Origin of the sequence: Streptomyces umbrinus, assembly GCF_030817415.1 — a bacterium.
GTDB classification, from domain to species: domain Bacteria; phylum Actinomycetota; class Actinomycetes; order Streptomycetales; family Streptomycetaceae; genus Streptomyces; species Streptomyces umbrinus_A.
On record NZ_JAUSZI010000002.1, the window covers coordinates 9235551 to 9260099 of the forward strand.

Annotated in this window: 20 protein-coding genes; 9 read left to right on the forward strand and 11 right to left on the reverse strand. The window is 70.5% G+C overall.

Annotation, left to right across the window (positions count from 1 at the left end; genetic code table 11):
- Window positions 1-276: 276 nt before the first annotated feature.
- Both QF035_RS40795 and QF035_RS40800 read left to right on the forward strand, forming a co-directional pair.
- Window positions 277-1332 (forward strand): LLM class F420-dependent oxidoreductase, encoded by a 1056-nt coding sequence (locus tag QF035_RS40795; RefSeq protein WP_307526314.1) that lies wholly within the window; start codon window positions 277-279, stop codon window positions 1330-1332.
- 246 nt (window positions 1333-1578) lie between these two features.
- A complete protein-coding gene (locus QF035_RS40800; protein ID WP_307526315.1) occupies window positions 1579-2367 on the forward strand; it encodes a ferritin-like domain-containing protein in 789 nt (262 codons plus the stop codon).
- 64 nt (window positions 2368-2431) lie between these two features.
- On the opposite strand, the gene corA is transcribed toward QF035_RS40800, so the two are convergent.
- Window positions 2432-3430, reverse strand: a complete 999-nt coding sequence (corA, locus tag QF035_RS40805) for a magnesium/cobalt transporter CorA (protein ID WP_307526317.1) — start codon at window positions 3428-3430, stop codon at window positions 2432-2434.
- Window positions 3431-3492: 62 nt separating this feature from the next.
- Here corA and QF035_RS40810 point away from each other — a divergent pair, with 62 nt between their 5' ends.
- From QF035_RS40810 to mshC, 4 genes are all read left to right on the forward strand, one after another.
- Entirely contained in the window at window positions 3493-4179 is a 687-nt protein-coding gene (locus tag QF035_RS40810; protein ID WP_307526318.1) for a histidine phosphatase family protein, read from the forward strand.
- A 103-nt stretch (window positions 4180-4282) separates the two neighbouring features.
- Window positions 4283-4873, forward strand: a complete 591-nt coding sequence (locus tag QF035_RS40815; RefSeq protein WP_307526319.1) for a DUF3090 domain-containing protein — start codon at window positions 4283-4285, stop codon at window positions 4871-4873.
- The gene (locus QF035_RS40820; protein ID WP_307526320.1) at window positions 4837-5652 is read left to right on the forward strand and encodes an SCO1664 family protein; all 816 of its coding nucleotides are present in this window, start codon (window positions 4837-4839) and stop codon (window positions 5650-5652) included. The genes QF035_RS40815 and QF035_RS40820 overlap by 37 nt, the downstream gene beginning before the upstream one ends.
- Before the next feature lie 100 nt (window positions 5653-5752).
- Window positions 5753-6982 carry a cysteine--1-D-myo-inosityl 2-amino-2-deoxy-alpha-D-glucopyranoside ligase gene (gene mshC, locus QF035_RS40825; RefSeq protein ID WP_307526321.1) on the forward strand — a complete coding sequence of 410 codons (1230 nt, stop codon included), beginning with the start codon at window positions 5753-5755 and terminating at the stop codon, window positions 6980-6982.
- A gap of 97 nt (window positions 6983-7079) precedes the next feature.
- Here mshC and QF035_RS40830 read toward each other — a convergent pair whose 3' ends face one another.
- Window positions 7080-7334: a hypothetical protein gene (locus QF035_RS40830; protein ID WP_307526323.1), complete on the reverse strand. Its 255-nt coding sequence runs from the start codon at window positions 7332-7334 to the stop codon at window positions 7080-7082.
- 21 nt (window positions 7335-7355) lie between these two features.
- Between QF035_RS40830 and QF035_RS40835 the strand changes: the two genes are divergently transcribed.
- Window positions 7356-7811 carry a hypothetical protein gene (locus QF035_RS40835; protein WP_307526325.1) on the forward strand — a complete coding sequence of 152 codons (456 nt, stop codon included), beginning with the start codon at window positions 7356-7358 and terminating at the stop codon, window positions 7809-7811.
- Here QF035_RS40835 and QF035_RS40840 read toward each other — a convergent pair.
- The gene (locus QF035_RS40840) at window positions 7801-9549 is read right to left on the reverse strand and encodes a S8 family peptidase (protein WP_307526327.1); all 1749 of its coding nucleotides are present in this window, start codon (window positions 9547-9549) and stop codon (window positions 7801-7803) included. The genes QF035_RS40835 and QF035_RS40840 overlap by 11 nt on opposite strands.
- Window positions 9550-9853: 304 nt before the next feature.
- On the opposite strand from QF035_RS40840, the gene QF035_RS40845 reads away from it, so the two are divergent.
- The gene (locus QF035_RS40845; protein ID WP_307526329.1) at window positions 9854-10831 is read left to right on the forward strand and encodes an SMP-30/gluconolactonase/LRE family protein; all 978 of its coding nucleotides are present in this window, start codon (window positions 9854-9856) and stop codon (window positions 10829-10831) included.
- Between the two features lie 87 nt (window positions 10832-10918).
- On the opposite strand, the gene QF035_RS40850 is transcribed toward QF035_RS40845, so the two are convergent.
- The 8 genes from QF035_RS40850 to QF035_RS40885 all read right to left on the reverse strand — a co-directional run bounded on the left by QF035_RS40850 (window position 10919) and on the right by QF035_RS40885 (window position 20585).
- Window positions 10919-12091 (reverse strand): PAC2 family protein, encoded by a 1173-nt coding sequence (locus tag QF035_RS40850; RefSeq protein WP_307526331.1) that lies wholly within the window; start codon window positions 12089-12091, stop codon window positions 10919-10921.
- 288 nt (window positions 12092-12379) lie between these two features.
- The gene (locus QF035_RS40855) at window positions 12380-13051 is read right to left on the reverse strand and encodes a FadR/GntR family transcriptional regulator (protein WP_269650917.1); all 672 of its coding nucleotides are present in this window, start codon (window positions 13049-13051) and stop codon (window positions 12380-12382) included.
- Window positions 13052-13148: 97 nt separating this feature from the next.
- A complete protein-coding gene (locus tag QF035_RS40860; protein WP_307526334.1) occupies window positions 13149-14483 on the reverse strand; it encodes an amidohydrolase in 1335 nt (444 codons plus the stop codon).
- Window positions 14480-15232: a nucleoside phosphorylase gene (locus QF035_RS40865; RefSeq protein ID WP_307526336.1), complete on the reverse strand. Its 753-nt coding sequence runs from the start codon at window positions 15230-15232 to the stop codon at window positions 14480-14482. The genes QF035_RS40860 and QF035_RS40865 overlap by 4 nt, the downstream gene beginning before the upstream one ends.
- Window positions 15233-15364: 132 nt before the next feature.
- A complete protein-coding gene (locus QF035_RS40870) occupies window positions 15365-16990 on the reverse strand; it encodes a glycerol-3-phosphate dehydrogenase/oxidase (protein ID WP_307526338.1) in 1626 nt (541 codons plus the stop codon).
- A gap of 6 nt (window positions 16991-16996) precedes the next feature.
- Window positions 16997-18565: a glycerol kinase GlpK gene (glpK, locus tag QF035_RS40875; protein ID WP_307526340.1), complete on the reverse strand. Its 1569-nt coding sequence runs from the start codon at window positions 18563-18565 to the stop codon at window positions 16997-16999.
- Window positions 18566-18680: 115 nt separating this feature from the next.
- The gene (locus tag QF035_RS40880; RefSeq protein ID WP_055613346.1) at window positions 18681-19469 is read right to left on the reverse strand and encodes an MIP/aquaporin family protein; all 789 of its coding nucleotides are present in this window, start codon (window positions 19467-19469) and stop codon (window positions 18681-18683) included.
- A 351-nt stretch (window positions 19470-19820) separates the two neighbouring features.
- Complete coding sequence (locus tag QF035_RS40885) at window positions 19821-20585, reverse strand: IclR family transcriptional regulator (protein ID WP_269655046.1); 765 nt, start codon at window positions 20583-20585, stop codon at window positions 19821-19823.
- 330 nt (window positions 20586-20915) lie between these two features.
- Between QF035_RS40885 and metH the strand changes: the two genes are divergently transcribed.
- Entirely contained in the window at window positions 20916-24443 is a 3528-nt protein-coding gene (gene metH, locus QF035_RS40890; protein ID WP_307526342.1) for a methionine synthase, read from the forward strand.
- The last annotated feature ends 106 nt before the right edge of the window (window positions 24444-24549 follow it).

The window sequence follows — 24549 nt, forward strand, 5'->3', positions numbered from 1 at the left end:
TGATCCCCAACCCGGTCCCTGCCACAAGGGTCCGCCCGGCGGATCATGCCGGAGACGCGGGGGCCGGCACGCACATCTGCGGCGTTGTCGTCAGTCGACGACGCTCCGCGTCGCCTCCCTCCTCCGCCTTGCAACTGCACGCACCAGACCCCGCTCAGCCGTGCCCACCAGGCGCCGTGATTTTCCTCCGACCTGATCCGCCGGACAGACCCTGGACCCACCGGCGCGCTAGGGTGCCGCACAAGGGACGTTACTGATCAGTAAGGGGAATCGGCCATGCAGCTCGGGATCAACCTCGGCTACTGGGGTGCCGGAATGGACGCGGACAACCTCGCCGTGGCCAAGGAGGCCGACCGGCTGGGCTACGCGGTCTGCTGGGCCGCCGAGGCGTACGGATCGGACGCGGCCACCGTGCTCACCTGGGTCGCCGCCCAGACCGAGCGCATCGACGTCGGCTCGGCCATCTTCCAGATCCCGGCCCGCCAGCCCGCGATGACCGCGATGACCGCCGCCACCCTCGACTCGCTCTCCGGCGGCCGCTTCCGCCTGGGCCTCGGCGTCTCCGGGCCGCAGGTCTCCGAGGGCTGGTACGGCGTCAAGTTCGACAAGCCGCTGGCCCGCACCCGCGAGTACGTCGAGATCATCCGCAAGGCCATGACCCGCGAGCGCCTGTCGTACGAGGGCACGCACTGGACCCTCCCGCTGCCGGGCGGCCCCGGCAAGCCGCTCAAGCTGACCGTGCACCCGGAGCGCGAGCACATCCCGCTCTACATCGCCGCGATCGGCCCGAAGAACCTGGAGCAGACCGGCGAGATCGCCGACGGCGCCCTGCTGATCTTCCCGTCCGCCGACCACCTGGAGGACACCGCGATCAAGCACCTGCGCGCGGGCCGCGAGAGGGCCGGGCTGACCATGGACGGCTTCGACGTCTGCCCGACGCTGCCGCTGGCACTCGGCGAGGACAAGGACGTACCGGCCCTGGCCGACATGTTCCGCCCGTACACCGCGCTCTACGTGGGCGGCATGGGCAGCCGCAAGCAGAACTTCTACAACCAGCTCGCGCAGCGCATGGGCTACGAGAAGGAGGCCGCCGAGATCCAGGACAAGTACCTGGCCGGCGACAAGGAGGGCGCGGCCGCCGCCATTCCGCAGCAGCTCATCGACCAGACCACGCTGCTCGGCTCCGTGGACCGCATCGCGGACCGGATGAAGGCCTACGCGGCCGCCGGGGTCACCACGCTCACGCTGGCCCCCGCGGGCTTCACGCTGGACGACCGGATCGCCTCGCTCCGGGCCGGGACAGACGCCCTGGAGCGGGCCGGACTCGCATAACACCGCCCACAGCGGGACGGGAGAGGTTCTGCGGCCGTGGTGGGGGCTCGGGGGGTCTTCCCCGCCACGGCCGTCATGGAGAACAACGCGCCACGGCCCGCTCGGTTACGCGCCTCTCATACCCCCCGCGTCCACCGTTCGGCGGAATTGTCCGACACAGGTGTTGCCGCGCCCCTGGCTGCCCATTTGACTCGTTCTTTGCGGAGTCCCGCACGGAGGCGGGAGTCCCGCATGGAGGTGGCACACATGCTTTCGGCCAAGAGTCTTTTCCAGGAGATCGTCGACAACGACGAGTCGTTCCGGCTCTTCTGTTCCATCGCCGCCAGCGGAGAGACCCAGGGAGGCTGGGAGAACGCGCGGATCGCGGCCCTCGTCCCGGAGAGCGAACGCGCCCTCGCGCCCAAGATCACCCGGCACGGCGCCGACGAGGACAAGCACGGGCGGATCTTCAACGCGCTGATGAGGAAGCGGGGCGTCACCCCCGTCGAGATCCCGCCCGAGACCGACTACACGTTGCTCCTGGAGAAGAACGGCATCGGCCTCGCGCACGACAAGCTCAAACGCGACGAGCCGCTCACCGTCCAGGACATCGTCACCTACCTCTCCCACAGCAGGGTCACCGAGCAGCGCGCCGCGGACCAGATGGTGATGCTGCGCAAGGACTTCGGGGACCACCCGGAGATCGGCAAGGCCGTGCGGATGATCTCCAACGACGAGGACAACCATCTCGCGTACTGCCACGAGGAACTGCTGCGCTTCGCGGCCGCGGGGCACGGCCGGGCCATCCAGCGGACCCTGCGCGAGTGCGCGCTCGCCGAGATCGGCATCTACCGGGACGTCAGCCTCGCCGTGATGGGCCACATGGGGCGCATCCTCGGCTGGCCGAAGCCCAAGGCGTCGGCGCTCGCCGCCGGCATCCACGCCATGTACCTGTACGAGCGGGTCCTCGGCTGGCGGCGCATGGTCTCGCTGGCCGTGCCGGAGCGGCGCGACGCCCTGGGCGGCCCGGCCTCGACGGCACCCGAGTTCGCCTGAACGTGGCCCACGCGCGCGTGCTGCCTCGTACGCGGCACGCGCGCGTGGAGCCCGACGGGCGCGACTACAGCCAGCCGCGCCGCTTGAACAGCCGGAACAGGAGCACCTCCAGCGCGGCCATCAGCAGGATGACCGCCGGATAGGCCCACACCCAGTGCAGCTCCGGCATGTGGTCGAAGTTCATGCCGTAGATCCCCGCGATCATCGTGGGGACCGCGGCCATGGCCGCCCACGCGGAGATCTTCCGCATGTCGTCGTTCTGCCGCACGCTCATCTGCGCGAGATGCGCCGACAGGACGTCCGAGACCAGCCGGTCCAGGCCCTCCACGGACTCGTTCACCCGGGTCAGATGGTCGCTGACGTCACGGAAGAAGGGCTGCGCCTTGTCGTGGACGAACGGCACCCCCGGGCCGGAGACGCCCGAGCCCGCGAGGCGGGTCAGCGGCAGGGCCAGCGGTCCGGTGGCCCTGCGGAACTCCAGGATCTGCCGCTTGAAGGTGTAGATCCGGGACGCGGTGTGCCGGGAGCCGCCGTCGTTCGGCGAGAACACCTCCGCCTCGACCTCCTCCAGGTCGGTCTGCAGCTCGGTCGCCACCTCCAGATAGTGGTCGACGGTGTCGTCGGCGATCGAGTAGAGCACCGCCGTCGGGCCGAGGCGCATCATGTCCGGGTCCTGATCCAGACGGCGTCGTACGGCCTTGAGCGGCGAGCCCTCGCCGTGCCGCACGGTCACCACGAAGGAGTCGCCCAGGAAGAGCATGAGCTCCCCGGAGGACACGGCGTCGCTGTCCGGCTCGTACGTGACCGGCTTCAACACCACGAACAGGGAGTCGTCGTACACCTCCAGCTTGGGCCGCTGGTGCGCCTTCAGGGCGTCCTCGACCGCCAGCGGATGCAGTCCGAACTCCTCGGTGACGAGATCGAACTCCCGCTCCGTCGGCTCGTACAGCCCGATCCACACGAACGCGTTTCCCGAGGCACGCGCGGCGTCCAGGGCGTCCGAGAGGTCCTCCGGACCCTCCGTCCGGTGCCCGTCGCGGTAGATGGCACAGTCGACGATCACGGAGCGTATTCTCCCGTCGCCAGGGACCCGGCGCACTCGGGCGGCCGCCTAGGCTGGGCCGCATGCCCACCTTGATCCTCGTCCGGCACGGACGTTCCACCGCCAACACCGCGGGACTGCTCGCCGGGTGGACGCCCGGCGTGGCCCTCGACGAGCGAGGGGCCGCGCAGGCCGCCGCGCTGCCCGGGCGCCTGGCGGAACTGCCGATCGCCGAGGTCGTCAGCAGCCCCCTGCAACGCTGCCAGGAAACGATTCGGCCGCTCCTCGACGCCCGGCCCGAACTGCGGGTCCACTCCGACGACCGAATCGGGGAGGCCCACTACGGCGACTGGTCCGGGCGCAAGCTCGCCGAACTGTCGGGCGAGCCGCTGATGGAGGTCGTGCAGACGCACCCCTCCGCCGCCGCGTTCCCGGGCGGCGAGTCCATGCGCGCCATGCAGACCCGGGCCGCCGAGGCGGTACGCGAGTGGAACGCGCGTGTGGAGCGCGATCACGGCGGTGACGCGGTATACCTCATGTGCTCGCACGGCGACATCATCAAGTCTCTTGTCGCGGACGCCCTCGGTCTTCATCTCGACCTCTTCCAACGGATCTCCGTAGAACCGTGTTCCATCACCGCGATCCGTTACACACGACTGCGGCCATTTCTCGTTCGCCTCGGCGACACCGGCGATTTCACGTCGCTCGCGCCGCGCGAGGAACCCCCGGCAGGTGACGCCACGGTCGGGGGCGGTGCGGGCGCACCGTGATCGTCGGCCGCAGTAGGGTGAAGCGGTCGAAGAAGCGCAGCAGTTGTCAGCAGCAGACGCAGTCGACGGCAGAAGCAGTCGATCGATCCAATGGAGACAGGACGTGTCCCGTCAGGTGTTCCTCTACGACCCGCCGGACCGTTTCGTGGCCGGCACGGTCGGGCTGCCAGGGCGCCGTACCTTCTTCCTGCAGGCCTCCTCAGGACCCCGGGTGACCAGTGTGGCCCTGGAGAAGACGCAGGTCGCGGCGCTCGCCGAACGGATGGACGAGCTTCTCGACGAGGTCGTACGGCGTACCGGGGGCAGCGCTCCCGTCCCGGCGATGGCCCCGACGGAGGTCTCTGACACCGCCCCGCTCGAAGCTCCCGTCGAGGAGGAGTTCCGGGTCGGCACCATGGCGCTGGCCTGGGACGGTGACGACCAGCGCATGATCGTCGAGGCCCAGGCGCTCGTGGAGCTGGACGCCGATTCCGAGGAGGACCTCGCCGAGGCCGAGGAAAAGCTCCTGCAGGACGAGGAGAACGGTCCGCCGATGCTGCGGGTCCGCCTCACCGGAGCCCAGGCCCGTGCCTTCGCCAAGCGCGCCCTCGACGTCGTCAACGCCGGCCGGCCGCCCTGCCCGCTGTGCAGTCTCCCGCTAGACCCGGAAGGACACGTATGTCCGCGCCAGAACGGATACCGCCGCGAAGCGTGACCACGGCCGAGCTGCTCGCCGAGGGTGAGCTTTCCGTGCGCGGACGCATCCGTGAGGCCTCCAACGCGGTGCTGCTGTGCGAAGTGACGTACGAGGGACGGAAAGCTTCCTGCGTCTACAAGCCGGTGGCCGGCGAGCGCCCGCTGTGGGACTTCCCCGACGGGAACCTCGCCCAGCGGGAGGTCGCGGCCTACGAGGTGTCCGAGGCGACCGGCTGGGGGCTCGTCCCGACCACGATCCTTCGCGACGGGCCGTACGGCGAGGGCATGTGCCAGCTCTGGATCGACCCGGTGTCCGAGGGCTCGGAGCTGCTCGCGCTGGTCGACGGCGAGGAGCCCGGCGCGGGCTGGAAGGCCGTCGGATTCGCCGAGGTCGGCGAGGGGCGCACCGCGCTGCTCGTGCACGCCGACGACGAGCGGCTGCGCAGGCTGGCCGTCCTCGACGTGGTGATCAACAACGGTGACCGCAAGGGCGGGCATCTGCTGCCCGCGCCCGAGGGCCGGCTGTTCGGGATCGACCACGGGGTCACCTTCAACGCCGAGAACAAGCTGCGGACGCTGCTGTGGGGCTGGGCGGGGGAGAGGCTCACCCCCGAGGCCGTCGAGGTCCTGGAGCGGCTCAGGGGCGCCCTGGACGGGGCGCTGGGCGTGCGCCTGGGGGAGCTGATCACCGCGGCCGAACTGGGCGCCACGCGCGCGCGTGTGGCCGGTCTGCTCGACTCGGGCCGGCATCCGGAGCCCTCGGGGGACTGGCCCGCGATCCCGTGGCCGCCCGTCTAGTCGGGGCCGCACACCCCGGATCCGTACGCAAGAGGGCCTTCCCGGCCATCTGGCCTGGTCCGGTTCGTATACGGAACATCCGTCCGGTTAGGCTCAAGACATGCATGCCTGGCCCGCTTCCGACGTCCCTGCCCTGCCCGGCAAGGGCCGCGACCTCCGGATCCACGACACCGCGACCGGTGGTCCCGTGACCCTCGACCCCGGTCCCGTCGCCCGTATCTACGTCTGCGGCATCACTCCGTACGACGCGACCCATCTGGGTCACGCGGCGACCTACAACGCGTTCGACCTCGTTCAGCGCGTGTGGCTCGACACCAAGCGGCAGGTTCACTACGTCCAGAACGTGACGGACGTCGACGATCCGCTGCTGGAGCGCGCCGCGCGGGACAACGTCGACTGGGTCTCTCTCGCCGAGAAGGAGACCACCCTCTTCCGCGAGGACATGACCGCCCTGCGGATGCTGCCCCCGAAGCACTACATCGGCGCCGTCGAGGCCATACCCGGGATCGTCCCGCTGGTCGAGCGACTGCGGGACGCGGGTGCGGCGTACGAACTCGAAGGGGACGTCTACTTCTCCGTCGAGTCCGACCCGCACTTCGGCCAGGTGTCCAACCTGGACGCGGCGGCGATGCGGCTGCTGTCCGCCGAGCGCGGCGGCGACCCGGACCGTCCGGGCAAGAAGAACCCCCTCGACCCGATGCTGTGGATGGCCGCCCGCGAGGGCGAGCCGAGCTGGGACGGCGCCTCGCTCGGGCAGGGCCGGCCCGGCTGGCACATCGAGTGCGTCGCGATCGCCCTCGACCACCTGGGCATGGGCTTCGACGTGCAGGGCGGCGGCTCCGACCTCGCCTTCCCGCACCACGAGATGGGCGCCTCCCACGCGCAGGCGCTGACCGGCGAGTTCCCGATGGCCAAGGCGTACGTGCACGCCGGCATGGTCGCGCTCGACGGCGAGAAGATGTCCAAGTCCAAGGGCAATCTGGTCTTCGTGTCGACGCTCCGGCGTGACGGCGTCGACCCGGCGGCCATCCGGCTCGCCCTGCTCTCGCACCACTACCGGGCCGACTGGGAGTGGACCGACCAGGTGCTCCAGGACGCCCTCGCGCGCCTGGAGCGCTGGCGGGCCGCCGTTTCGCGGCCCGACGGCCCGTCCGCCGACGCAGTCGTCGAGGAGATCCGCGAGGCCCTCGCGAACGACCTGGACGCGCCGGCCGCGCTCGCGGCCGTCGACCGCTGGGCCGTGCTCCAAGCCGAGCGCGGCGGCACGGACGAGGGCGCCCCCGGCGTCGTCTCCCGTGCCGTGGACGCCCTGTTGGGCGTGGCCCTCTAGCAACGCCGGGCGCCGGACGGGTCGTTGCCCGTCCGGCGCCCTCTCTGCGGTGGGTCGTTCGTCTTGCCGCTCGGTGCTACTTGCCCACGACGACGGCCTACTTGTTCACGATGACGGCCTGGATCGTGTTGCTCGTGGAGTCGTAGACGCCGATGACCTGCTGGCCGAAGGCGAAGGCCTCCTGGACCTCGTCATGCGTCACCTGGTTCGGGTTGACCAGCGGACGCCAGCCCTGGTCGATGTACAGGTAGAGGATCGACGGCTGGCCCGGCAGCGGCGTGACGACGTCCCAGAAGTGCTCGGCCACACCGCTCGTCAGTGCCGCGGCCTCGACCGCGCTGCGCACGATCAACGGCTGGCCCTGGCCCTGACCTTGCTCCTGTCCCTGCTGCTGCCCGCCGAGCTGGTGAAGCAGCTGCTGGAACGGCTGCTGCTGGCCGAGCTGCTGGAGCTGCTGCTGCAGGTGCTGCGGAAGCTGGTGCTGAGGGTGCTGGGGGATCTGCTGCTGACCCATGCCCTGGGGGCCGAACGGCTGCTGCATCTGCTGTCCGAAGGGCTGCTGTTGCTGCTGCCCGAACGGCATCTGCTGGCCGTAGCCCTGCTGTTGGCCCTGCTGCCCCTGCTGCTGCGGGGGAGCGGTGCTCGGGCCCTGCTGCTGACCTTGCCGGCCCTGGAGTTGGCCCTGCTGGCTCTGTTGGCTCATCTGCGGGGTGGTGCTCATGCGGGTGCCACCTTCCCTCAATTGTCGAGCGATGGTTGGGTCGTTGAGCGATGGCCGGTCTGTGTGGGACGACCGGTCCGGGGGACGGCCGGTCGCGTCAGCCCGTGACGACCAGGCCGACGATCTCGTCGTCCGAGAACCAGACGCGTACGTCGGGCCGTCCGCCCGCGAAGGCGGAGTGCACCGCCTGGCGGATCTCGGCGGACGGGTTGTTCAGGCTCCGCCAGCCACCGGCCACGAACAGCCGGAGCCTGGGCGGGAGTTCACGGGGATACGGCAGCAACTCGTCCCAGTACCGTTCGGCCTGGCCCGAGCCGACCGCCTCAGGCAGCAGATGGGCGACCGCCGCCTTGATGTCGGGCCGGTTGCCGATCCGCTGTGACGCGGGCCGGCCCGGCGCGTCCTGCTGCGGGGAGCCGGTGGCCCGCAGCAGCCTGCGTGCCCGCTCCGGGTCCATCGGTTCCTGGCCGGCCGCCCTGAGCATGCCCTGCAGCGCGGCCAGGGCGCCGACCACCACCGGGGAGGCGGAGGAGGTCCCGGAGAACGTGTCGGTGAACCAGGCGATCTCCTCGGCGCCGCCCTGCAGATCACCGGGCTTGTCCCAGAAGCCGCCGGTCGTGGTGACCTCACGGCCCCAGCCCTGCGCGTCCACCCGCGCCCCGTAGTTGGAGAACGCCAGACGCGAGCGGTCCGGGCCGTGGTCGCGGCCGTGGGTACCGGGCGGCGGAGCGCCCGCGCCGACCACGATCGCACCGGAGGACTGGTTGGACGGGTTGAAGGGGTTGCGCCACCACTCCGGGAACTCGTCGGGCCGGCGCTCGTACACCGCGTCGTCCAGGGACTCCCCGCCGTTGCCCGCGGCCTCCACCACCAGGATGCCCTTGGCGGTCGCGTACCGGATGGCCGCGAAGTCGTCCGGCCACCATTCCAGCGCGATGTAGCCGCGCTGGTCGTCGCGCACAGCGAACTCGAACCGCGGTCCGGGGCTGTGCAGTTCGATCAGGATGATGTCCCCGGCGTTCAGCCGGTCGGCCGCCGCGTGGATCGCGGCCGCGGAGCCGATGCCGTGGAACGACGCGGCGGCTGTCACCGTGTCCGGCACGATGCCGGTGATCCCGTACTCGTTGCGGTCGCCGCCGATCACACCGATGACGGCGGTGCCGTGGTTGCGCCAGGCCAGGTCCTGGATCGGGGTGCCGACCACGACACCCGCGAGCTTCGCGGCCAGGTCCTCGTGGCCGAGCTGCCAGGCGCCCTCCACGTCGATCACGGTGACGCCCTGGCCCGAACCGCCGGGCCGCTGCCAGGCCCAGTGCGCGTCCACGCCCTCGGGCGCGGGGCGCAGATAGCCCTGGCGGCTGGTGAAGTCGGGTGTGACGGGGGCGCCTTCCTTGCGCCGTCGGCTCTCGTCGGTGCTGTGTCCCACGGACCCCACCGAAGCCGGTACGGCACCGGGCTTCACATACGCCGTGGCGATCTCGGGCAGTGCCGCGATCCGCGAACGCAGCTCCTGGGCCCGGCTCTCGACGCCGCGTACGCGGTAGAAGAGCCCGAGGTCGGGCAGTGTCTCGGCGCCCGGGGCCGAGGGCTGGGCCGCCGACTGCAGCCGCTCCTCGCTGCCGAACAGCGGTTGCAGGGCGAGCTGTTCGTCGCTGAGGAACATGTTCAGTGCCGACACGTCGGCGCCGGCCGCCGAACGGACCCCTTCGGCCCCGGCGCGCAGCCGGGCCTCGGGCCGTGCGACGACGATCAGTTCCTGCTCGGCTCCTCGGTAGGTGAATCCCGCTCCGTCGGGCCCTGGCCCGGACGCTCCCGGGCCCTGCGCGGGCTGTGCCTGGTCGGTCATCGCGTGCCGCTCCCTTCGGTCCGTGCAAGTGCTTGTGCGGGTGCTGGAGTTGTCGAGAGTCGTGCCTCCGGTCGGTGTCCTCCGGGGCACACCTTGCTCCTCCCGGACCGACTCGTCCACCCCCGAGTTCGCCAACTGCGTTTGAAAACAAGTTGAATTGGGTACCGTGCGCAATCCGTCCTGAAACAGATGTCACGTCACAATCCGGCCAAAGGCAGCGGAGACGGTTGTCATGTGATGGGGTGACAGCGTCTGTTGACCGTCGGGCCGGCCCCGCGCCGGCCCTCTCGTGGAAGGACGCACAGTGGCACTCGCAGACCGTTCCTTCGCACGTCGAAGACTCCTCACCACGGCCGCCGCCCTGGGAGGAGCGGCACTCCTGGGCGGCACGGCGCACGCGGCCGAATCGCCGGAGAAGGGACCGCGGAAGGGATCGCGGAAGAACTGGCCGGACCGGTTCCCGCTGCCCAACGGCTTCCAGCCGGAGGGCATAGCCATCGGCTCCGCCCCGTTCGCGTACTTCGGGTCGCTGGCCAACGGCGACATCTACCGCGCGAGCCTCGCCACCGGGCGCGGCTCCGTCATCAGCAAGGGCCCCGGCGCCGGACACCCCAGCGTGGGACTGAAGATCGACCGGCACGGCCGCCTGTTCGTCAGCGGCGGGGCCGGTGGCGATCTGCGTACCGTCGACGTCCGTACGGGAGAGATCGAGAAGTCGTACGCCGTCGGCGGCACGTTCGTGAACGACGTGATCCTCACGCCGGGCGCCGCCTGGTTCACCGACTCCTTCGCGCCCCGGCTCTACCGGCTCGCGCTCGACCGGCACGGCAGGCCCGGGGCCGTCAGGACCGTGCCGCTCGGCGGCGACTGGCAGCAGGGCACGGACTTCACCGCCAACGGGATCGAGCGCACACCGGACGGCAGCGCGCTCCTGGTGGTGAACGCCTTCGCCGACGGCGGCACGCTGATGCGAGTCGACGGACGCACCGGAACCGCCGCCGCGGTCGACCTCGGCGGAGCCAGGATCCCCAACGGCGACGGGCTGTTGCTCCTCGGCCGGACTCTCTACGTCGTCCAGCAACAGCAGAACGCGATCGACGTGTTCCGGCTGAACTCCGCCGGCACCAGGGGCACGGTGATCACCCGGATCACCGACCCCCGCTTCCGGATCCCGACGACGGCCGCGGCGTGGGGCGACCGTCTCTACCTGCCGAACGCGCGCTTCGACGTCGAGCCGACGCCCGACACGGAGTACGACGCGGTGGCGGTGCGTCAGGTCTGACGCGCGAGGGGTGGCGCGCCCGACGCGCGCCGCCCCTTCGCCCGGTCGATATCGCCCGGGCAGTCTCGCTCCGTCGGTCTTGCTGGGTCAGTCCTCCGAGGAATCGGAAGAACCGGATTCCGAGGATCCGGAGCCTGAGCCGGAACCTGATGAGCCGGAGGATTCGGAGCCCGAGGACTCGGCGTCCGAAGCGTCCTCAGTTTCCGAGGAGCCGGACGTCCCCTTCGTGCCGGACGCCCCCGACGCGTCGCCCTCGGAGGAGTCCGAGGAGTCGGATGTGTCGTCCTCGGCCGCCCCGTCCGTGGCCTCCGGCCGCTGCGGCTTCGGCGGCCGAACGCGGCCACCCGGGCCGTCCCTGAGGTACGTGGCGGGATCGCCGCTCTCCGTGGCGTGGCTGCCGGGCGGCGAAGCCGGACCGCCCCCGTCCCGTCTGCGCAGATACCGCTCGAACTCGCGGGCAATCGCCTCGCCCGACGCCTCCGGAAGCTCGGCGGTGTCCCGGGCCTCCTCCAGCGTCTGTACGTACTCCGCGACCTCGCTGTCCTCGGCGGCCAGTTGGTCCACGCCCAGCTGCCAGGCCCGCGCGTCCTCGGGCAGTTCGCCCAGCGGGATGCGCATGTCGATGAGGTCCTCGAGGCGGTTGAGGAGGGCCAGCGTGGCCTTCGGGTTCGGCGGCTGCGAGACGTAGTGCGGCACGGCGGCCCACAGCGAGACCGCCGGTACGCCCGCGTGCGTGCACGCCTCCTGGAGGATGCCGACGATGCCCGTGGGGCCCTCGTACTTGGTCTCCTCCAGGTCCATCGTGCGGGCCAGGTCCGGGTCGGACGTGACGCCGCTGACCGGGACCGGACGGGTGTGCGGGGTGTCGCCGAGCAGGGCGCCCAGGATGACGACCAGCTCGACGCCCAGCTCATGGGCGAAACCGAGCAGTTCGTTGCAGAACGAGCGCCAGCGCATCGACGGCTCGATGCCCCTCACCAGCACCAGGTCACGCGGCTTCTCGCCGCCGACCCGGACCACCGACAACCTTGTCGTCGGCCAGGTGATCTTGCGGACTCCGCCGTCCAGCCACACGGTCGGGCGGTTCACCTGGAAGTCGTAGTAGTCCTCGGCGTCGAGCGCCGCGAACACCTCGCCCTTCCACTCCCTGTCCAGATGCGCGACCGCGGTGGAGGCGGCGTCGCCGGCGTCGTTCCAGCCCTCGAACGCGGCCACCATGACCGGGTCGACCAGCTCGGGAACCCCCTCGAGCTCGATCACCCAGTGCCTCCTTCCGACGTGCCCTCGCGTACGCCCCAACCTTACGGCTTGCGTGGGGACCGCCCGCAGCCCCCTTGTGTGGGGGAGTGACCGCATCACTGCCCCGTTCGTCACTCCCGAACACCCCGCAGCCGTCCGAGCTGTCCCCGGCCAACTTCCACCATGGGTCCGGACGTTGTTTCGAGGTGGCGCCCCGCGCCGGACGATCGACAGAGGTCGGATGTCCGAACCGTCCCCAGGCCCGGTGAGCCGGAGCGGAGGAGCCGGGCGCCGTCGCCGACCGGCCGGTCACAACGTGGAGCGCAGCCACTGTTCCACGCTCGCGATGTGCACGGTCGCCCAGGAGCGGGCGGCCTCCGCGTCGCGGTCGCGCAGGGCGCTGAGGATCGCGCGGTGCTCATGGAGGGTGCGGCTGACCGCGTCCTCCTGTGTCAGGCCGCGCCAGATACGGGCGCGGGTCGTGGGACCGGACAGGCCGTCGAGGAGGGAGCAGAGCACCGAGTTGCCCGAGGACTGGACGATGCCCCGGTGGAACTCCAGGTCGCAGGCGACGAGTTCCTCCACCGAGGGCGCACCGCCGAGCGCGTCCAGCTGGGCGGTGAGCGCGTCCAGTTGCTGCTCGCTGATCCGCAGCGCCGCCATCGCCGTCGCGGCCGGCTCCAGGATGCGGCGTACCGCGAGGAACTCCAGGACCGTGTCGTCGCGGTGGAAGTCCACGACGAAACTCAGCGCTTCGAGGAGGAGCTGCGGATCAAGGCTCGTGACGTACGTGCCGTCGCCCTGCCGCACATCCAGGATGCGGATCAGGGACAGTGCCCGCACCGCCTCCCGCAGGGAGTTGCGGGACAGGCCCAGATCGGCGGCGAGCTCGCTCTCCTTCGGAAGGCGGTCGCCGGGGCGCAGCGCGCCGGAGACGATCATTCCCTTGATCTTCTCGATCGCCTCATCGGTGACTGCCATGGCGGGCCTCCCTGTCGATCAGATATGTCGCTCAGACATCCGATGTCTCATTATGCGGCTTCCGTCGCCCCGGAGAGCCCGTCAGTGACGATCACGATCACACAAGGTCGGACGGTGACACGAGGGCCGCCAGATCCGCAAGCGCGGCGGCCTCGTCGAGCGTCGTGAGCGTACGGCCGCGCATCAGGATCCGCCCGCCGACGACCGTGTCCCGTACGTCCGAGGCGCGCGCCGAGTACGCCAGCGTCGACCACGGATCGTGGCGGGGAGCCAGATGCGGACCGCCCAGGTCCAGGACGAGAAGGTCGGCCCGCTTGCCCGCCTCCAGCGAACCCAGGTGGGCGTCGAGGCCCAGCGCGCGGGCGCCCTCGATGGTGGCCATGCGCACCGCCTGCTCGGCGCCGACCGCGGTCGGGTCGCCGGCCGCCTTGTGCACCAGGGCGGCCGTGCCCAGCGCCCGCAGGACGTCCAGCGTGTTGGAGCTGACCGCGCCGTCCGTGCCGAGGCCGACGGTCACCCCCGCGTCCAGCAGCCGGGGCACCGGGGCGATGCCGCAGCCCAGCTTGAGGTTCGACACCGGGCAGTGGGCGACCGAGGTGCCGGTCCGGGCGAGCGCCGCGATCTCGGGGCCGGTCAGGTCCACGGTGTGGGCCAGCAGCAGATCGGGGCCGAGCAGCCCGAGCGAGTCGAGCAGTTCCACCGGACGCCTGCCGTAACGCTCCGCGACGGTCGCGACCTCAGTGGCGTTCTCCGCCGCGTGGATGTGCAGCAGCGCGCCGAACTCCCTTGCCAGCGCGGCGATTTCGGTCAGCTGGGCGGGGGAGAGGGTGTAGGTGGAGTGCGCGAAGAGCACGGGACGCGTACCGGGCCGCCGCGCTCGGCCGGCCAGGTCCTGGCGCGCCCACTCCAGCCGGTCCCCGTACGCGATGCCGTCGGGCGGGGCCGGTACGTCCATGAAGGTCGGCCCCGTGTGCAGCCGCCAGCCCGCCTCGCGCGCGACCCGCTCGGCCGCCTCGTGGAACCAGTACATGTCGAGCGCCGAGGTCACCCCGGCCCGTACGCTCTCGGCGATCGCGACCCGGACCGCCGCCGCGACGTTCTCCGCCGACAGCAGCTCGCTCTCCCAGCGGATCACCCGCTCCAGGAAACCCTGCAGCGTCACGTCGTCGGCGCGGCCGCGCAGCAGTGTCATCGCCAGGTGGGTGTGTGCGTTGACCAGTCCCGGGAGCACCAGACAGCCGGTCGCGTCGAGGTCGTCGGCGGCCCGGTGGCGCGCCCGCAGCTCCGCGGCCGGTCCGACCGCGAGGATCTCGCCGTCACGGACGGCCACGGCTCCGTCGGCTACGACCGTGCCGGCCCCGTCGACGGTGAGAACGTCGCCGCCATGGACCAACAGGTCGGCGCGGGCGGTCCGTTGAGCGGGAACGCTCACAGCGCTTCCCCTTCCGCGAGCAGGCGCAGGGCTTCGAGGGAGACCACACTGCCGCGCTCCACGCCCGCCGCGACGACCTCGCGATGCGGGTCGTAGCCGCCGGTGGTTGTTCGGTCGACGAGTTCGTCCGCGTTCACGCCGTCGATGACAAGCACGCCACCCGCGGTCAGCCCGCGCAGGGAGGCCGTGACGAGCAGCGCCGACAGCTCCATCTCGATGGCGGCGAGCCCCGCCCCGTCGTACGAGGTCAGAGGTATCAGCCCCGGCTGGAAGGCGGCCCGCGTCCAGACGAAGCCCCGGTGGTGCGGGGCGCCCTGCTTTCGCGCCGCCCGCTGGAGCGCGAGCACCGCCTCGGGCGCGGCCACCGCCGGATACTCGGGCGGCAGCAGCTGCTGGGTCACTCCGTCGTCGCGTACGGCCGCCTCCGCTATCACCAGATCGCCGTCACGGATCCCGGGCCGCATCGCACCTGCCGTGCCGAACCGCAGGATCGTGCGCACCCCCGCGTCGGCCAGCTCCTGGAAGAGCAGGATGGCGCCGGGCCCGCCGACACCGTGTGAGGCGACGACGACCGGCAGCCCCTTCCAACTCCCGCTGAACACACGGTATTCACGGTGGTACGAGACCTCCTGCGCACTCTCGAGCAGCGCGGCGACGGCCGCGGCCCGCGCCGGGTCACCGACCACCACGGCGTGCGGGGGCAGCCCGGTGCGGGGCACGCGTGCGACGGGTGTCAGGTCCCGCGTCATGAAGCAACTCCAGTTGCTGACGGTTCGTCAATAATGCTGTGCATACTGAAGATCGTACGAAGCGGGAGGCCCGGCACGCATGCCGAAGGGCGGCCGCCTTGCGGCAGCCGCCCCTCAACTCGACGCGAACGTCTACTTGTTGTCGAGCAGGTCCTGCACCTTGCCCCGTACCTCGTCCGTCGCGAGGCCGCGGATCGTCAGCGTCGTACGGCGGCGCAGTACGTCGTCCGCGGTCTCGGCCCACTCGTTGTCACGCGCGTACACGACCTGCGCCCAGATCTCGGGGGCGTCCGGGTGGACGCGCTCGGCCAGCTCCGGGTTGTCGTTGGCCAGCCGCGCGATGTCGAAGGCCAGCGAGCCGTAGTGCGTGGAGAGGTGCCTGGCGGTGTCGGCGCCCATGCGCGGGCCGGGGGCCGGACCGTCGACCAGGAGCCGGTGCGCGACCGCGCGCGGGTTGGCGACACCTGGCAGCGGCAGCTTCTTCGGCAGCTCGGAGATCGGCTCGAAGTCCTCGCCGAGCGGACGGCCCGGCAGCGACTCCAGCTTCTTCATGACGGTCCGGCCGATGTGCCGGAAGGTCGTCCACTTGCCGCCCGCGACGGACAGCATGCCGCCCCGGCCCTCGGTGACGACCGTCTCCCGCTTGGCCTTCGAGGTGTCGCCGGGACCGCCCGGCAGCACCCGCAGACCCGCGAAGGAGTACGTGATCAGGTCACGGGACAACTGCTGGTCGCGGATGGAGAACGCGGCCTCGTCGAGGATCTGGGATATGTCCTTCTCGTTGACCGAGACGTCCGCCGGGTCGCCCTCGTACGCCTCGTCGGTCGTGCCGAGCAGCAGCATGTCCTCCCAGGGGAGGGCGAAGGTGATGCGGTACTTGTCGATCGGCGTGGCCAGCGCGGCCTTCCAGGGGGAGGTGCGCTTGAGGACCAGGTGCGCGCCCTTCGACAGCCGGATGGACGGCGCCGCGTGCTCGTCCTCCATCTTCCGCAGGTGGTCGACCCACGGCCCGGTCGCGTTCAGCACGAGACGGGCCGACACGCCGAACTCCTCGCCGGAGAGCCGGTCCCTGAGCTCCGCGCCGGTGACCCGGCCCCGGGTGAAGCGCAGGCCCGTGACCTCGGCGTGGTTGAGCACGGTGGCACCGGACTCGACGGCCCCGCGGACCGTCATCAACGCCATCCGGGAGTCGTTCATCTGGTCGTCGCCGTACACGGCCACGGCCTTGAGGTTGTCCGTACGCAGCTCGGGCACGTCCTGCGCGGCCTTCGACGGCGAGAGCAGATGCCCCACGCCGTCACCGAAGGCCGACAGGGCCGAGTACGCGAAGACACCCGCGCCCAGCTTCGCCGCGCCGTGCGGCCCGCCCTTGTACACGGGGAGGTAGAACGTGAGCGGATTCGCCAGGTGGGGGGCCACCTGACGGGAGACCGCACGGCGCTCGAAGTGGTTCTCCGCCACCAGCTTCACCGCGCCGGTCTGCAGATAGCGCAGACCGCCGTGGAGCAGCTTGGAGGAGGCGGAGGAGGTCGCGCCGGCGAAGTCGCCGGCGTCGACCAGGGCCACCCGCAGGCCCGACTGTGCGGCATGCCAGGCGGTGGAGATGCCCAGAATCCCGCCACCGATCACCAGGAGGTCGTATGTCGCCTTGGACAACTGCTCCCGGGTCTCGGCACGGCTCACTGCCTTGAAACCGTAGGCGGCGGAGCCGTTGGCCGGGTGCGTCCCAAGAGCCGGGACACTCTGCAGGGTGGTCATTGCGAATTACTCCTCGTCAGCGTCGTCTTCGAGCCAGCCCATGGTCCGCTCGACGGCCTTGAGCCAGCTCTTGTACTCACGGTCGCGGGTCTCCGCGGCCATGTTCGGGGTCCACTCGGCGGCCCTGCGCCAGTTGGCGCGCAGGTCCTCGGTGTTGGTCCAGAAGCCGACGGCGAGACCGGCGGCGTAGGCGGCGCCGAGGCAGGTGGTCTCGGCGACCATCGGGCGCACCACGGGGGCGTCCAGGACGTCGGCCAGGGTCTGCATCAGCAGGTTGTTGGAGGTCATGCCGCCGTCGACCTTGAGGGCCGTGAGCTCGACGCCGGAGTCCTTCGTCATGGCGTCGCTGATCTCACGGGTCTGCCAGGCCGTGGCCTCCAGGACGGCGCGCGCGATGTGCGCCTTGGTGACGTACCGGGTCAGACCGGCGATCACACCGCGGGCGTCGGGACGCCAGTACGGGGCGAACAGACCGGAGAAGGCCGGCACGAAGTACGCGCCGCCGTTGTCCTCGACCGACAGGGCGAGCGTCTCGATCTCGGCGGCGGACTTGATCAGGCCCATCTGGTCGCGCATCCACTGGACGAGCGAGCCGGTGACGGCGATCGAACCCTCGAGGGCGTAGACCGGCTTCTGGTCGCCGATCTGGTAGCCGACGGTGGTCAGCAGCCCGCTGTAGGAGTTGATGAGCTTGTCACCGGTGTTCATCAGCATGAACGTGCCGGTGCCGTACGTGGACTTGGCCTCGCCCTCGGCGAAACAGGTCTGGCCGAAGAGGGCCGCCTGCTGGTCGCCGAGCGCCGAGGCGACCGGGATGCCGCCGAGCAGGTCGCCCAGCTTGCCGCCGGTGATCTCGCCGTAGACCTCGGCGGAGGAGCGGATCTCGGGCAGCATCGCCAGCGGGACACCGATGGACTCGGCGATCTTCGGGTCCCACTGCATGGTGTGCAGGTTCATCAGCATGGTGCGGGAGGCGTTGGTGACGTCGGTGACGTGCCGGCCGCCGTTCACACCACCCGTCAGGTTCCAGATGACCCAGCTGTCCATGGTGCCGAAGAGGATGTCGCCGGCCTCGGCGCGCTCACGCAGGCCCTCGACGTTGTCGAGCAGCCAGCGGGCCTTCGGACCGGCGAAGTACGAGGCGAGGGGAAGACCGGTCTCGCGGCGGAAGCGGTCCTGGCCGACGTTGCGGCCGAGCTCCTTGCAGAGCGCGTCGGTGCGGGTGTCCTGCCAGACGAGCGCGTTGTGGACGGGCTCACCGGTGTTCTTGTCCCACAGCAGCGTCGTCTCGCGCTGGTTGGTGATGCCGATGGCCTTGATGTCGTCGCGGGTGATGCCGGCCTTCGCGATGGCCGAGGCGACGACCTCCTCGACGTTCGTCCAGATCTCGGTGGCGTTGTGCTCGACCCAGCCCGGCTTCGGGAAGATCTGCTCGTGCTCCTTCTGGTCGACGGAGACGATGCGTCCGTCGCGGTCGAAGACGATGCAGCGGGACGAGGTGGTGCCCTGGTCGATGGCGGCGATGAAGGGCCCTGCGCCGTGGGAATGCGTGGCGGCGGTGTGCGCGTCGGTCACGGTGTGCTCCTGAAAGTCCGTGGATAAGGGGCTGGCTTACGGCGTATTGCTCTCGGCTCCGAGCCGGCGTACGTCCCGTACCAGACGTACGCCGACTCCGAGCGGTCGTACGGCTCTAAGCAAAAGCGACGTTGTAGAGGCCTGCGGCGATCGCTCCGCCGATCAGCGGACCGACGACCGGGATCCAGGCATAGCTCCAGTCGGACCCGCCCTTGTTGGGCAGGGGCAGGAGGGCGTGCACGATACGCGGGCCGAGGTCACGGGCCGGGTTGATGGCGTACCCCGTCGGACCACCGAGGGAGAGGCCGATGCTGACGACCACGAGGGCGGTGATCAGCGCGCCCAGGGTGCCGAGACCCTTGCCGCTGTCGTTGAGCCCCTGCGTGAGGATCGCGAGCACCAGCACGACCGTGCCGATGATCTCCGTGGCGAGGTTCTGCCACGCGACCCGGACCTCCGGGCCGGTGGAGAAGATGCCGAGCACCGGGCCGGCCTTGGCCTCCCGGGCCTCCACGGACTTGGTGTCCTGTGCGCCGGGACCGCCCACGATCTCGCGGTCGGTGAGGTGCGCGTGGAACTGCCCGTAGTAGGCGACCCATACCAGCGCCGCGCCGATCATGGCGCCGAGGAGCTGGCCCGACCAGTAGGTCAGGACATTGCTCCAGGCGTCGTCCTTGATGGCGATCGCGAGGGTCACGGCCGGGTTCAGATGAGCACCGGAGAGAGGCGCCGAGGTGTACACGGCGGTCAGTACCGCGAAGCCCCACCCGAAGGTGATGGCGAGCCACCCGGCGTTGCGTGCCTTGGAGGCCTTCAGCGTGACGGCGGCACAGACACCGCCGCCGAGCAGGATGAGTATGGCGGTACCGATGGTCTCGCCGATGAAGATGTCGGAGCTGGACACCCGCGACTCCTTTGTCCTTCGTCCAGGGGAAGCCGAACCCCGGGTCCCTCCGGTGGTTCGCGACCTCAGGTGAGGTCGTTGCGGCCCTTGGCGTTGTCACACTCTAACGCTTATTGCCGGTAGGTGTTCGACAATGCCGACCGATGGACGCGAGTCTCGCTCTCCCGTTACCACCCCGTCAAGGCTTCCGTTGTCGAAAACGCGATCGTTATTCATTGCTGTGAAACATCGATCTTGGGAAGGCCGCGTACCGCGTGCGAGCTGGCACGTTCCGTGGTCGCGAGGGCATGGCAAAGGGCCGGTACGTCGTCGACGTACCGGCCTTGTTTCCGTCCGAAGTGCCCGCGAACCTCAGAACCGCCCGGCACCCAGATCCCGGGACACGGCGCGGGCGCAGTCCCGGACCGCCGCGATCAGCTCGGGGCGCAGCTCGCCGTCCTTGCAGACGCGCTCCACCGCCCCCGTGACGCCCACCGCGCCGACCGGCATCCGCCGCTGGTTGTGAATGGGCGCGGCCACCGAGGCCACGCCCGTCCAGGTCTCCTCGACATCGGCCGCGTACCCGCGCGCGCGTGTGAGGTCGAGGACGGTCTCGAACGCGTCCGCCGCGCTTACCGTGCGGACCGTGAACTCCTTGCGCTCGGCCTCCAGGACCTCGCTGTGCGCCACCGGGTCGTAGGCCGACAGGACCTTGCCCAGCGCCGTGGAGTGCAGCGGCTGCATGGCCCCGACCTCCAGCACCTGCCGGCTGTCGTCGGGCCGGAACACGTGGTGCACGATCAGTACGCCCTGCTGGTGCAGGACCCCCAGATAGACGCTCTCGCCGCTCGACCGGGCCAGGTCGTCCGTCCACACCAGGGCGCGCGCCCGCAGCTCGTGCACGTCGAGATACGTGGTGCCCAGGCGCAGCAGTTCGGCGCCCAGCTGGTAGCGCCCGGACGCCGCGTCCTGCTCGACGAAGCCCTCCTGCTGCAGCGTGCGCAGAATGCCATGGGCCGTACCCTTGGCCAGGCCGAGCGACGAGGCGATGTCCGACAGGCCGAGCCGTCGCTCGCCGCCCGCGAGCAGCCGCAGCATCGCGGCCGCCCGTTCGAGCGACTGGATGTTCCGTGCCATCGCCGTCCTGCCCTCCGTCCCCTTGGACCGTCGGTCGGCGCTTCGCTGCCACCGTTCGGCAATGTCGAACACTACCGGTCGTCGTCGACGTCCGGCTAATGGGTGGGCGGGATGAGTTGCAGTGGTGTGTTGCGGCCGCAACACCCCCGGTGCCGACCGGCCGCATCCCCACCACAAACCACGTGATCCCCACCGCAGGTCGCGTGTGTGTCGCCCGTCCGCCCCGTGGACTCACCTGACCCGGCGCGCCGCCGCGGGCTACCCTTGCGGCGTGCGCCTTCCATGAGAAGCGCAAAGCCGACAGCCGTCGCACTTCAGGGAGCATCTTCCATGGCCTCGTCGCCTAACCCGTCCCTCTCGTCCACCTCCGCCTACAGCAGGACCCGAACCGATGCCCTCCGCGAGGCCCTCGCCACCCGCGTGGTGGTGGCCGACGGTGCGATGGGCACGATGCTGCAGGCACAGGACCCGACGATGGAGGACTTCGAGAATCTCGAAGGCTGCAACGAGATCCTGAACATCACTCGGCCGGACATCGTCCGTTCCGTCCACGAGGAGTACTTCGCCGTCGGCGTCGACTGCGTCGAGACGAACACCTTCGGTGCGAACCACTCGGCGGCGAACGAGTACGAGATCGCCGACCGCATCTTCGAGCTGTCCGAGGCGGGCGCCCGGATCGCTCGCGAAGTCGCCGACGAGTTCGGAGCCAAGGACGGTCGCCAGCGCTGGGTCCTCGGCTCGATCGGTCCGGGCACGAAGCTGCCGTCGCTCGGCCACATCGCGTACGACGTACTGCGCGACGGCTACCAGCGGAACGCCGAGGGGCTGCTCGCCGGTGGAGCGGACGCCCTGATCGTGGAGACCACGCAGGACCTGCTCCAGACCAAGTCCAGCCTGATCGGCGCGCGCCGTGCGATGGACGCCCTGGGCGTCGACGTGCCGCTTATCTGCTCGCTCGCCTTCGAGACCACGGGCGTCATGCTGCTCGGCTCGGAGATCGGTGCCGCACTGACCGCGCTGGAGCCGCTCGGCATCGACCTGATCGGCCTGAACTGCTCGACGGGCCCGGCCGAGATGAGCGAGCACCTGCGCTACCTGGCCCGCCACTCGCGTACGCCGCTGATGTGCATGCCGAACGCGGGCCTGCCCGTGCTGACCAAGGACGGCGCGTACTTCCCGCTGACGGCGCCCGAGATGGCCGACGCCCAGGAGAACTTCGTACGCGACTACGGCCTCTCCCTGGTCGGCGGCTGCTGCGGCTCGACCCCCGAGCACCTGCGCCAGGTCGTCGAGCGCGTACGGGACCTGACCCCGGCCGCGCGCGACCCGCGTCCCGAGCCCGGCGCCGCCTCGCTCTACCAGACCGTGCCGTTCCGCCAGGACACCGCGTACATGGCGATCGGCGAGCGGACGAACGCCAACGGCTCGAAGAAGTTCCGCGAGGCCATGCTGGACGGCCGCTGGGACGACTGCGTGGAGATGGCCCGCGACCAGATCCGCGAGGGCGCGCACATGCTCGACCTGTGCGTCGACTACGTGGGCCGCGACGGCGTCGCCGACATGGAGGAACTGGCCGGCCGCTTCGCCACCGCGTCCACGCTGCCGATCGTGCTCGACTCCACCGAGGTCCCCGTCATCCGGGCCGGCCTGGAGAAGCTCGGCGGCCGCGCGGTCATCAACTCCGTCAACTACGAGGACGGCGACGGCCCCGAGTCGCGCTTCGCGAAGGTCACCAAGCTGGCGCAGGAGCACGGCGCCGCCCTGATCGCGCTGACCATCGACGAGGAGGGCCAGGCCCGCACCGTCGAGCACAAGGTCGCCATCGCCGAGCGGCTGATCGAGGACCTCACGGAGAACTGGGGCATCCACGAGTCGGACATCCTCATCGACACCCTGACCTTCACGATCTGCACGGGCCAGGAGGAGTCCCGGGGCGACGGCATCGCCACGATCGGGGCGATCCGCGAACTGAAGCGGCGTCACCCGGACGTGCAGACCACCCTCGGTCTGTCCAACATCTCCTTCGGCCTCAACCCGGCCGCCCGTGTCCTGCTCAACTCGGTCTTCCTCGACGAGTGCGTCAAGGCGGGCCTCGACTCCGCGATCGTCCACGCGTCGAAGATCCTGCCGATCGCCCGCTTCGACGACGAGCAGGTCGGCACGGCCCTCGACCTGATCTACGACCGTCGTGCCGAGGGCTACGACCCGCTGCAGAAGCTGATGGCGCTGTTCGAGGGCGCCACCACCAAGTCCCTCAAGGCCGGCCGGGCCGAGGAACTGGCCGCGCTGCCCCTGGACGAGCGGCTCAAGCGGCGCATCATCGACGGCGAGAAGAACGGCCTGGAAGCCGACCTCGACGAGGCACTCCAGACCCGCCCGGCCCTCGACATCGTCAACGAGACGCTCCTCGACGGCATGAAGGTCGTCGGTGAGCTGTTCGGTTCCGGCCAGATGCAGCTGCCGTTCGTGCTCCAGTCCGCCGAGGTCATGAAGACCGCCGTGGCCCATCTCGAACCGCACATGGAGAAGACCGACGACGAGGGCAAGGGCACCATCGTGCTGGCCACCGTCCGCGGCGATGTCCACGACATCGGCAAGAACCTCGTCGACATCATCCTGTCCAACAACGGCTACACCGTCGTCAACCTCGGCATCAAGCAGCCCGTCTCCGCGATCCTGGAGGCCGCCGAGGAGCACCGCGCCGACGTCATCGGCATGTCGGGACTGCTGGTCAAGTCCACGGTGATCATGAAGGAGAACCTGGAGGAGCTCAACCAGCGCAAGCTGGCCGCCGACTACCCCGTGATCCTCGGCGGCGCGGCCCTCACCAGGGCGTACGTCGAGCAGGACCTGCACGAGATCTACGAGGGCGAAGTGCGTTACGCCCGCGACGCGTTCGAGGGCCTGCGCCTGATGGACGCGCTGATCGGGGTCAAGCGCGGCGTGCCCGGCGCGAGCCTGCCCGAGCTGAAGCAGCGCCGGGTCAGGGCCACCGCCCAGACGGTCGTCGAGGAGCGCCCCGAGGAGGGCTCGGTCCGCTCCGACGTCTCCATCGACAACCCGGTCCCCGAGCCGCCCTTCTGGGGCACCCGCGTCATCAAGGGCATCCAGCTCAAGGAGTACGCCTCCTGGCTCGACGAGGGCGCGCTGTTCAAGGGCCAGTGGGGCCTCAAGCAGGCGCGTACGGGCGACGGGCCGACGTACGAGGAGCTGGTGGAGACCGAGGGCCGGCCGCGGCTGCGCGGGCTCCTGGACCAGCTGCAGACCGGGAACCTGCTGGAGGCGGCCGTCGTCTACGGCTACTTCCCGTGCGTGTCCAAGGACGACGACCTGATCCTCCTGGACGAGCAGGGCAACGAGCGCACCCGCTTCACCTTCCCGCGCCAGCGCCGCGGCCGCCGGCTGTGTCTGGCCGACTTCTTCCGGCCGGAGGAGTCCGGCGAGACGGACGTCGTCGGGCTCCAGGTCGTCACCGTCGGCTCCCGGATCGGCGAGGAGACGGCCAAGCTCTTCGAGGCGAACGCCTACCGCGACTACCTCGAACTGCACGGCCTGTCCGTGCAGTTGGCCGAGGCCCTCGCCGAGTACTGGCACGCGCGCGTGCGTTCCGAGCTCGGCTTCGCGGGGGAGGACCCGGCCGACGTCGAGGACATGTTCGCGCTCAAGTACCGCGGCGCCCGCTTCTCCCTCGGCTACGGCGCCTGCCCGGACCTGGAGGACCGCGCCAAGATCGCCGAGCTCCTGGAGCCCGAGCGGATCGGCGTCCAGCTCTCCGAGGAGTTCCAGCTCCACCCGGAACAGTCCACGGACGCGATCGTGATCCACCACCCGGAGGCGAAGTACTTCAACGCCAGGTGAGCGGGGACCCCTGCGGTTCCTGGGGGCGCCCGCACGGGCGCCCCTGCAGGGGCGCGGGGAGCTGCGCGAGCAACCACGGCGGGCCCGCACCCAGCCAACCCCCTCC